The organism is Deinococcus radiotolerans (assembly GCF_014647435.1).
Classification (GTDB): domain Bacteria; phylum Deinococcota; class Deinococci; order Deinococcales; family Deinococcaceae; genus Deinococcus; species Deinococcus radiotolerans.
In genome coordinates this window covers 146,812-156,611 of record NZ_BMPE01000007.1, presented here as the reverse complement: position 1 = coordinate 156,611, position 9,800 = coordinate 146,812, and the positions used below count along the sequence as shown (strand labels likewise).

Sequence of the window (9,800 nt, the reverse complement as noted above, 5' to 3'; positions counted from 1 at the left end):
AAGCGGACCGCAAGGTCACCGCCTACCACGAGGTCGGCCACGCCCTCGCCGCCCAGCTCCTCCCGTACGCCAACCGCGTGGCGAAACTCACGGTCGTGCCGCGGGGCCGCGCCGCCGGGTACATGATGCCCGACGCGGACGACCGCCTGCACGTCACGCAGCCCGCCCTGGAGGACATGATCGCCGTCGCGCTGGCCGGGCGCGCTGCCGAGGACGTCGTATTCGGCGAGATCACCACCGGCGCGCAGAATGACTTCCAGCAGGCCACGGGCATCGCGCGGCGCATGGTGACCGAGTGGGGCATGAGTGAACGCCTTGGGAAGGTCGCGCACGCCAGCGACCAGGGCTCGTACCTGGGGGGCGGGCCCCAGATGCTCCCCATGAGCGAGGGGACCGCCGCGCAGATCGATGATGAGATCAAGGGTCTCATCGACGCGGCGTACACGCGGGCCGTGAATCTCGTCGGCGAGCACCTGCACCGCGTGCATGAGATCGTGCAGGTCCTCCTGACCCGCGAGACCCTGACGGGCGAGGAGTTCGCCGCGCTCCTCAACGGGGAGACGCTCGAACCCCTGCCGCCCACGTCGCCCACCCCACCCGCCAGTCTGGCCGGGTGAGGAGTGAACCTCAGCGGATTTTGACGCCGTCGCGGTAGATGTTGTAGATGTCGGCAGGCCTGGCTTCCACGACCGGGCGCGTGCCGGTGTACTGGTTGATCTGCGTGTCGTGGATCGTCACGGCCCCGTCATAGTTCTGGTGCACGCCCGGCAGGGTCGAGTCGATGCCGGTCAGCGTCACGTTCTGCAGGGTCACCCGCGCGCCAGAGCGGCCCCCGGGGACGAGTGAAATGAAGCCGTTCCGGCCGGACGCGACGGGATTGAACTTGTAATCCCGGCCGGTGAGGCCGTCAACTTGGATGGCGCCGCCGTCGGGCATGGCGAAGAAGGCCGTGCCGTTGCTGTTCGCCACGTGGTTTTTCACCACGATGTTCTGGTTGTGGTGCCCCGCCACGTCCACGCCCCCGCCCCGGTTGTTCGACGTCTCCACGTTCGTCAGGTACACCCCGTTGTTCCCGTATGTGTCACTGGTGTTCGGTTCGATGTCGATACCCGCCTCGGGGTTCGAGCCGTTCGCGCCGTTGAAGCGCCCGCCCGTGATGTACACGTTCTTGCTGCTGATCACGCTGGCGTTGTTTCGCGCGGCGTTCAGCATCTCCGCCCCGTCGATGTAGATCTCCCGCGGGTACAGCGCGTCCGAATTCCGGCCGACCTGATCGCGGATGTAGAGGTTGTCGACGGGGCTGTTCAGGCCGCGGATGCCCTTGAGGCGGACGTTGACGCTGCCGCCGTCAATGAACCACGCGTACTGGTTCCAGTTGGTCAGGGCGGGGCGCCCGGCACGGTTGGCGTCGACGGTGAGGTTCTCGACGGTGACGTTCTGCGCGGCGATGCGCAGGACGTAGAGGCTGCTGGCGGTGGTGGTGCCGTCCATGACCTTGATGGTCGCGCCGTTGCCCTGCACGGTCAGGCCGTTGGTCGTGACGCTGTACTGGTACACCCGGGACCGGCCCGTGAGGTAGGTCTTGCCGGCGGCGAAGGCGATGGGTTTGGCCTGCTTGTTGGCGGCGTTGAACAGGGCAGTCAGCGCGGTGGTGTCGTCCGTGACGCCGTCTCCGCGCGCGCCGAACGATTCGGGCGTCAGGCTGCCGGGCGCGGTCACGGCCTGCGCCGCACTGGGCACGCGAACGGCGGCCTCAGCCACGCCAAAGGCGGGTGCGCCGCTGTCTGGCGCGATGGTCACGCGGACGTACCGGGTGAGCTGCTCGGGGAACGTGTAGATGTCCGGCCCGGCCGAGCGGGTACTCCGGCCGCTGGCGACGGTCTTCCAGGTACTGGCGTCGCCCGATACGGCAATGGTGAACTGGTACGTCTGCGCGGCGCCGTTTAACCAGAGGACCGCCAGGGCGTTCACCCGGGCCGGGGCGTCCAGATCGAAGCGGATCCACTGGGCGGCGTCGGTCTCGCTGGTGGCCCAGTAGGTGCCTGCCGCCTCATCCCGGGCGCGCCAGGAGGTGTGGTCACTCAGGGCGTCACTGGCGAGCGAATCGCTGGGTTTCAGGAAGCCCGGCGGGAAGGCCACAGGACGCGGCGCAGCGCTGCCCGGGGCCGCTGGCGCAGTCACCTGCGCCGTGGCGGGGGGGCTCAGGCTGCGCTCGCCGAAGAAAAGCAGCAGCAGGCAGAGGTACTGCACTGAGAGCATCACGGTCCGACCGGCAGGGGCCCTAAACGTGAGAATCACCTCCCACGACGCGAGGTTCGTAGTGCCTTCATGGTACCTGAATCGCCGCCAGAATCGGTGAACATCACAGCATCGTTAAAAGCACCCCCGGCCAATCACGCCTTCCATCCCATCAGCGCACAGGGGGTTCAGAAACGGCGCGCCCCCCGCCGGTCCTGAACGGGGCGCACGGTCTGCCCGTCCTAGCCGAAGTATCCGAGCAGGTCGATCAGGGTGCGCGCGTAGTCGTTGGGTTTCAGCCCGCGTTTGTCGAGTTTCACGCTGGGCGGGAAGGTCACGACCTCGGTCTTGAACGGGAAGCTGCGCAGGCCGGACGCGTCGTAGTCGAGGGCCTTGTAGGCGAAGGTGACCTGGATCTGGGTCATGGTCTCGCCGATGCTCAGCACGCGCCTGGCGGCGGCGGTGAGGCGGAGTTTGGCAAGATCGATGAAGTTCTGCACTTCGGGGGTGGGGAGCCCGTATTTCTTGCGCAGGTCGCGTTCGACGCGGCTGATGGCCTGGAGGGTGCGGCTGTCACTCAGGCGGCCATAGGTGGCGATGCGGGCTTCCTCGTCATTCTCGAAGTACTCGGGGCTGAGGCGCGCGTCGATGGGCAGGTCGATGCTGATCGTGGCGGGCGCCTCGATCTTCTCACCCTTGAGTTTGGCGACGGCCTCGGCAAGAAGTTCGGTGTACACGTCGATGCTGACGGCCTGCACGTGCCCGTGCTGCTCCTCACCCAGGATGTTGCCCACGCCGCGGATCTCCATGTCCTTCTCAGCCAGCAGGTGGCCGGACCCGAGGTCCTGGAGGTCGGCGATGGCCCACAGGCGGCGCTGGGCGTTCTCGGTCATGCGCGGCGGGTAGAACAGGTACGCGTAGGCGGTCTGGGCGCGGCGGCCCACGCGGCCACGCAGCTGGTACAGCTGGGCGAGACCCAGGCGGTCGCTGCGTTCAATCAGGATGGTGTTCGCCTCGGGAATGTCCAGGCCGGTCTCGACGATGGTGGTGGCGAGCAGCACGTCAAACGCACCCTGCTCGAAGCCGAGCATGATCTCCTCGAGTTCCTCCTCGTTCATGCGGCCGTGCGCCACGCCGATGCGGGCTTCCGGGACGAGGTTACGCAGGTACAGGCTGCGCGCGCCGATGCTGGCGATGCGGTCGTGGATGTAGAAGACCTTGCCGCCGCGTTCGATCTCGCTGAGGATCGCGTCGCGCACCGTGATCGGGTCGAAGGGGGCCAGGACGGTCTGGATGGGTTTGCGACCCTTGGGCGGCGTCTGGATGCTGCTCATGTCGCGCAGGCCCACCATGCTCATGTACAGCGTGCGGGGAATGGGCGTGGCGGACAGTGCCAGGGTGTCCACGGCGCGGGCGTCCTCGGGAATGTCGATCTTGCCGTCCTTGGGCGCGTCGGGCAGGCCGCGCAGCGCACGGAGTTTCTCCTTCTGGCCCACGCCGAAGCGGTGTTCCTCGTCGACGATGATCAGGCCCAGATCGCGGAACTGCACGTCGCCGCTGAGGAGGCGGTGCGTGCCGATCAGGATGTCCACCTTGCCCTTCGCAGTGTCAGCCAGGATCGCCTTGGCCTGCTGGGGCGTGGTGAAACGCGACAGCCCCTCGACGCGCACGGGCAGGCCCTTGAAGCGCTCCACGAAGGTGCTGGTGTGCTGCTCGGCCAGCAGGGTGGTGGGGACCAGCACCGCCACCTGCTTGCCATGGCCGACGACGCGGTGCGCGGCGCGCAGGGCCACCTCGGTCTTGCCGAAGCCCACGTCGCCGGAAATCAGGCGGTCGGCGGGGTTGGCCTTCTCCAGGTCGCGCATCGTTTCCTTCAGCGCCGTTTTCTGGTCGGCGGTGAGTTCAAACTTGAAGTTCGCCTCGACCTGACTGTCCCATTCGGGCTGCGCGGGGAAGGCGTTGCCGGGCGTGACCTGCCGCGCGGCGTACTGCACGAGGAGTTTCGCGGCGACCTCTTCGGCGTTCTTGCGGGCCTTCTCCTTGGCTTTCGCCCAGTCCTTCTTGTCGAAGGAACTTAAGCTTGGCGGGTCGTCGGTGGTGCCGGGGTGGCGGCGCAGGACGGGCAGCTGCTCGATGGGCACGCTCAGGCGCGCGCCGCCCCGGTACGTGAGGTTCAGGTAGTCGCGGGTGACACCCAGCACCTTGCGGGTTTCCAGGCCCTCGAACTGCCCGATGCCGTGCTCCGGGTGAATCAGGTAATCGCCGACGTGCAGGCCCAGCGCGTCCGTGACGGGCTTGCCGCTCAGGCGCTTGCCGCGCAGGGCGCTGCCGCCCTGGAAGCCGTAGATCAGGTCCTCAGTCAGGACGACGGTCCTGTGTTCGGGAATGACGAAGCCGCCCTCGCCCGCCGCGCGCAGGAAGCCCAGGCCACCCTCCGGCACGCGGGGGATCTTCAGCCAGGGAATCTCGTGGGTGTTCAGCAGCTTGTCCGCCAGGTACGCGGCGGTGCGGTCGTGCCGCACGAGGATCATCACGCGGTAGTCCGCGTCCCGCCACTCGTTCACGTCGCGTTCCAGGTCGCTCAGGCGCGCCCGGTAGAACGGGAGGGTCGTCAGGCCGGTGTCCAGGTCCGGCAGGTCGAGGGGTGAGCGCCCGAAGCTCGTCACCTCGCGCGCCGCCAGTTTCGGCCAGAGGGTGTCGATCAGGACACCCAGCGCGGACGCGTAGAACTCCGGCGAGTCCAGGAACACCCGCCCGGGCACCAGGTCCAGGCGGGTAGCGTCCCACTTCACCTCCGTCAGGTAGTCGGCGGTGGGTTCCAGCGTGAAGCTCTGCGCCTTCTCGCCTGTCAGCGCGCCGGGCTTCAGGAAGCGCAGGGTGTCCAGCTCGTCCCCGAAGAACTCTGCCCGGACCCACAGGCCCTCCTCGGCCTCGGCGGGCAGACCCGACCCGGCCGAGAGGCGCAGTTCCAGCGTGTCGCCCTGAATCTCGAAACCGGGTTCCTCGCCGCGCTCGTAGCCCAGGCGTTCCAGGCGTTCCAGCAGGACCTCGCGCGGGTAGCTGGCGCCCACCTTCAGGGTCAGCGCGTGGTCTTCCGGGCGGGACGGGAACAGGTCCAGTGCGGTGTTCACGTCCAGCACCACGTGCTCGTGCCGGGCGTCCCAGTCGCGCAGGCCCGGGTTCACGCTGACCGGCGCGCCCAGCACCCCGGCCGTGGCGTAGCTGCCCAGGCGGTCCGGGGTGGTCAGTAGCACGGCCGGGCCCGGGAACGCCGCGAACAGCGCCGCGCGCGCCACCTGCGGCAGCAGCAGCAGGTTTCCAGGCGGGGCGGCGGGCAGCAGTTTCGACAGGTTCGGCGCAGCAACAGTCACCGGAAGAGTGTACGCGCCCCCGCCAGTGAAGACCGAGAGCGAAAAGACTTACCGAAGAGAGAGGGACGCCTGCGCGAGGGCCAGCACCCGGTCCGGGAAGACGCTGAAGGCGCTGCCGGGGGCTTCAACCTGCGAGTGATCCCAGCTGATCATCCGCACGGCGACCAGTTCCGCGTCTCGGTGCACGATCAGGTTCTGTCCCCGGAACCCGTCGTGCCGGAAACCCACCTGCGGCCCGGCGTGCACGGTCATCCAGTTCAGGCCGGCGGGCAGGTCCTGCGGGACCAGGGCCGCGCGGCTCAGTCGGTTCAGCAGGTCCTCGCGGGTGGCTTCGCGGCACGTGCAGGCTTCCAGCGCCTGAAGCTGCGCGTCGTTCACCCCGGCGTCCCGGGCGGCCTGCACGTGCGCGGGCGTCACGCTGTAGCGCGTCCAGGCGGGCAGCAAGTACCACAGCAGGCCCATCTGATCGTTCAGGGGCGTGGCAGGGCCCGTACTCTGCTGCATCCAGTCCGCGCGGATCAGGTCTTCGCCGTCGCGCAGGGCCAGCACGCCCAGGCGGCCCAGGTCCCGGGCGTGCAGGAACAGGTCCGCGAAGCCGTTCGGCAGGCCCCGCGCGTCCACGGACTAGTGCCAGTCGGTGATGCCCAGCGGCCCCAGCAGGTCCTCCCGCGCGAACGTCTCCAGGCGGCGTCCCGTCACGCGTTCCAGCAACCCGGCGATCAGGGCCATGGCCTTGTTGTTGTACGAGAACTGCGTGCCGGGCGCGGCGTCCAGTTCGGCGCACAGGGCCAGTTGCAGCCGGTCCTCGCTGGCGTACACCTCCTGCCCGGCGTGCGGGACGTTCTGCAGCCCGCTGGTGTGGGTCATCAGGTGACGCAGCGTCACGTCCCGCTTGCGGCCCTGCCGCCACTCGGGGAATACCTCATGCACGGGCAGGTCCACGCCGGGCAGGTGACCCAGGGTGACGGCGCGGCCCACGAGCAGGCTCAGGACTGCTTTGGTGACGCTCATGGTGGCGATGGGCCGGTCGCCCTGACCGTCCATGGTCTCGTCGGCCAGCACCTCGCCGCCGCAGGAGATGAACAGGACGCTGGTGTGCGCGTGGCGGGCGTCATCCAGCAGGGCGTCCAGCTCGGTCCGGGGCATGGCCGCAGCTTAGCCGGGCGTGTCTGCATGCGGCGCCGCATTCTCGGAGGGCGGTGAAGAATGACGTCAGGGACGCTTCAATGGGGCTGAAGGCAGGCCGGGCGCCCACCCGTCACACTGTTTGACATGAAACGGATTGCTCTGGTGTCTCTCCTGCTCACCCCGGCGCTGGGCGCGTGCATGTCCGAAGCGCAGACAGCCGCGCCCGCCCGCCTCATCCTCAGCGGGGTGGGGCACGACAACCAGGGCCTGAACAACTGCGGGCCGGTCACGGCGTCCGTCGTACTCGGGTACCACGGCAAGAAGGTCACGCAGGCGCAGGCGGCCGCCGCGCTGAAAGACGGCCCGAACGACGTGGAGGTCAGCACGCAGGAGGTCGCCGCGTACCTGGAACGCCAGGGGCTGCGCACGGTCATCCGGTACGGGGGCACGCCGGAACTGCTGCGCGACCTGATCGCCGCCAGGCTGCCCGTCGTGGTGCAGCAGCGCCTGAAAGACGGCGACAACACCGCGCACTTCCGCACCGTGTACGGCTTCAGCGCGCAGGGCCTGACCAGCAGCGATTCCCTGCTGGGCGCGAAACTGACCCACACCGAGGCGCAGTTCGAGCGGCTGTGGAACTACTACAACGGCGAGTACCTGCTCGCGTACCCCGCCAGCCGTGAGGCGGAGGTCCGGCGCCTGCTGGGCAGGGACTGGGATGAGACCGCCAACTGGACGCGCCTGCGCGACGAGATGCAGGCCCGCACCCAGAAGGGCGGCGCGACCGCGTTCGACTGGTGGGGCCTGGGGCAGGCGCGGCTGGCGCTGGGGCAGCCCCAGGACGCCGCGCTGGCCTTCGACCGCGCCGTGCAGATCGGTGTGCCCCTCCAGTACCACTGGTACCGTCAGGGCGCGCTGCTCGCCTGGAACCGCACCGGGCAGGCCGAACGGACCCGCGAGGTGGCGCAGCGCATCCTGGCGCAGCAGCCCGGCATCAAGGAGATTGAGGCGCTGCTGGCCCAGGCGAACGCGGAGTGACGTTCGTCAGCGGGCCGGGGCCTTGCAGCCGGTCAGCAGGGTCTTCGTGGTGGTGGTGCTGTTCCCCACGAACGTACTGAGTTCCGCCGTGCCCTGATGCTCCCACCATTGCAGGCCGCCCCGCGCGCCAGCCGGACCGTTCAGGCTGGCGTACCGAGCGCCGCTGGCGCTGATCGCCTGCGCCAGCCCGTACTTCTGCCCATTCCATTCCAGCACCGCGAACATGGGGTCCGTGCCGAACTGCACGTAGTACACGCTGAGGTTCTGCCCGCCCGCGCAGGCGTACTTGAACACGCGGTAGTTCACCTGCACGGGCGGCGTCGCCGCGCCCGCCACACCCAGCATCAGTCCAGCTACTGTCAGAATGACTCGTTTCATCCTTCCCACCGTAGCCACTGCACGTGAACACTTCACGAGCGTCAGATGACAGTGCCCCGAAGTATGCTCCGCGCATGACCCCCACCGAACGGCGTCACCACCACGCCGCCCGACGCCTCCTCATCGGCATAGCCACCAGCCTCGTGATCGGGCTGGCCACGCCCGCCACCTGGCCCGCCGAAGCCCGGATCCTGATCGGCTGGAACGTGCTCACGCTGACCGTCATGGCGCAGCTGTGGCCCCTCATGATGAGCGCCGGACCGGGCCGCACCCGTGAACTCGCCACGCGCGAGGACGACAGCCGCGCGCTGGCCGGGACCATCACCATGACGGCCGCCCTGGTCAGTCTGGTGGGTGTCATCTTTCTGCTGTCCGACGCGCATGACGCCAGAGGCACCCGCGAACTGCTGCTGACGGCCCTGGCGGTCGCCACGGTGGCCAGCAGCTGGCTGCTCGTGCAGACCGAGTACACCCTGCACTACGCCCGCCGCCACTACCGCGACGGGCACGGCGTGCAGTTCCCGCATGGGGACAGCAACCTGGAGGAACCCACCTACTGGGACTTCGCGTACCTGGCCCTCACGGTCGGCATGACGTATCAGGTCAGTGACACGAACCTGAACACTCGCGCTATGCGCCGCCTGCTGCTGGGGCACGCGCTGTTGTCCTTCGTGTTCGGGACCGTGATCATCGCGGTGACGATCAACGGGATCGCCGGACTGATCCAGTAGGCACCCTGACCGCCTGCGGGCACAGGAGGACACAGTTCGGCCCGCCCTCACACCGGAGAGCGGGCCGGGCAGATCAGGTCAGCTGAGGCGTTCGACGGCCCGCGCGGCGAGGACGTCCACGAGGTGCGCGCGGTACTCGGCGCTGGCGAAACGGTCCCCGAGCAGGTCACCCGCGTCTACGAGACCAGTGGGCACGCTCTGGGAGCCGTTCACGGCATCCTCCAGTGTCGTCAGGCGGTGGGCCTTCTCGGCGGCGCCAGTGTACGCGGCGCGCACGCTGCCGTCCGCGTGCCGGACCACGGCGACGCCCACGACGGCGTAGTGGCTGGCGGGGTGGCGGAACTTCTCGTACGCGCTCGCCTGCGTGGTCGCGGGAATGCGGATGTGCGTCAGGAGTTCACCGGGCTGCACGGCACTCTCGAACATGCCCTGGAACATGTCGTCCGCATGCACGGTGCGCTCGCCGCCGGGGCCGCGGATGACGAACTCCACGCCCAGCGCCAGCGCGGCAGCGGGGTAGTCGGCGCTGGGGTCAGCGTGCGCCAGGGAGCCGCCGATGGTGCCGCGGTTGCGGACCATCGGGTCGCCGACCCAGCCAGCCACCTCGGGGAACAGCGGCAGGTCGCTGCGCAGCACATCCGCGTGGGTGGTCATCGCGCCGACCACCCAGTAGTTCCCGTCGCGGGTGATGCCTTTCATCTCCTGAATGCCCCAGATGTCCAGCAGCGCGGGCGGCTGCGCCAGCCGAAGCTTCATGGCGGGCAGCAGACTGTGCCCCCCCGCGATGACCTTCAGGTCAGGATTCTCGGCAAGGGCGGCAAGGGCCTGATCGACACTCTCGGCCTTGTGGTACTCGAAACTGGCTGGATACATGAATCCCTCCGGGATGGGGGTGAGGGTTGAAAGGGGACAGTTG

At 68.6% G+C, this 9,800-nt stretch carries 8 protein-coding genes and 1 pseudogene; 3 read left to right on the top strand and 6 right to left on the bottom strand.

The features are described from left to right. Positions 1–617: pseudogene (locus IEY63_RS13345) on the top strand (ATP-dependent zinc metalloprotease FtsH); the annotation flags it as partial. A 10-nt stretch (positions 618–627) separates the two neighbouring features. Here IEY63_RS13345 and IEY63_RS13340 read toward each other — a convergent pair. From IEY63_RS13340 to IEY63_RS13325, 4 genes are all read right to left on the bottom strand, one after another. Further along, on the bottom strand, positions 628–2,250 hold the full coding sequence (locus tag IEY63_RS13340) for a galactose-binding domain-containing protein (protein ID WP_189069497.1): 1,623 nt from the start codon (positions 2,248–2,250) through the stop codon (positions 628–630). Positions 2,251–2,480: 230 nt separating this feature from the next. Next, positions 2,481–5,609 carry a DEAD/DEAH box helicase gene (locus tag IEY63_RS13335; protein ID WP_189069496.1) on the bottom strand — a complete coding sequence of 1,043 codons (3,129 nt, stop codon included), beginning with the start codon at positions 5,607–5,609 and terminating at the stop codon, positions 2,481–2,483. A gap of 48 nt (positions 5,610–5,657) precedes the next feature. Continuing rightward, positions 5,658–6,230 carry a hypothetical protein gene (locus IEY63_RS13330; RefSeq protein WP_189069495.1) on the bottom strand — a complete coding sequence of 191 codons (573 nt, stop codon included), beginning with the start codon at positions 6,228–6,230 and terminating at the stop codon, positions 5,658–5,660. A gap of 3 nt (positions 6,231–6,233) precedes the next feature. Further along, entirely contained in the window at positions 6,234–6,755 is a 522-nt protein-coding gene (locus tag IEY63_RS13325) for a serine hydrolase domain-containing protein (protein ID WP_189069494.1), read from the bottom strand. Positions 6,756–6,881: 126 nt separating this feature from the next. On the opposite strand from IEY63_RS13325, the gene IEY63_RS13320 reads away from it, so the two are divergent. Beyond that, the gene (locus tag IEY63_RS13320; protein WP_189069493.1) at positions 6,882–7,775 is read left to right on the top strand and encodes a C39 family peptidase; all 894 of its coding nucleotides are present in this window, start codon (positions 6,882–6,884) and stop codon (positions 7,773–7,775) included. 6 nt (positions 7,776–7,781) lie between these two features. On the opposite strand, the gene IEY63_RS13315 is transcribed toward IEY63_RS13320, so the two are convergent. Beyond that, on the bottom strand, positions 7,782–8,153 hold the full coding sequence (locus IEY63_RS13315; protein WP_189069492.1) for an MliC family protein: 372 nt from the start codon (positions 8,151–8,153) through the stop codon (positions 7,782–7,784). Between the two features lie 74 nt (positions 8,154–8,227). Between IEY63_RS13315 and IEY63_RS13310 the strand changes: the two genes are divergently transcribed. After that, positions 8,228–8,884 carry a DUF1345 domain-containing protein gene (locus IEY63_RS13310; protein ID WP_189069491.1) on the top strand — a complete coding sequence of 219 codons (657 nt, stop codon included), beginning with the start codon at positions 8,228–8,230 and terminating at the stop codon, positions 8,882–8,884. 78 nt (positions 8,885–8,962) lie between these two features. Here IEY63_RS13310 and IEY63_RS13305 read toward each other — a convergent pair whose 3' ends face one another. Beyond that, the gene (locus IEY63_RS13305; RefSeq protein ID WP_189069490.1) at positions 8,963–9,757 is read right to left on the bottom strand and encodes an FAD binding domain-containing protein; all 795 of its coding nucleotides are present in this window, start codon (positions 9,755–9,757) and stop codon (positions 8,963–8,965) included. Positions 9,758–9,800 lie beyond the last annotated feature (43 nt).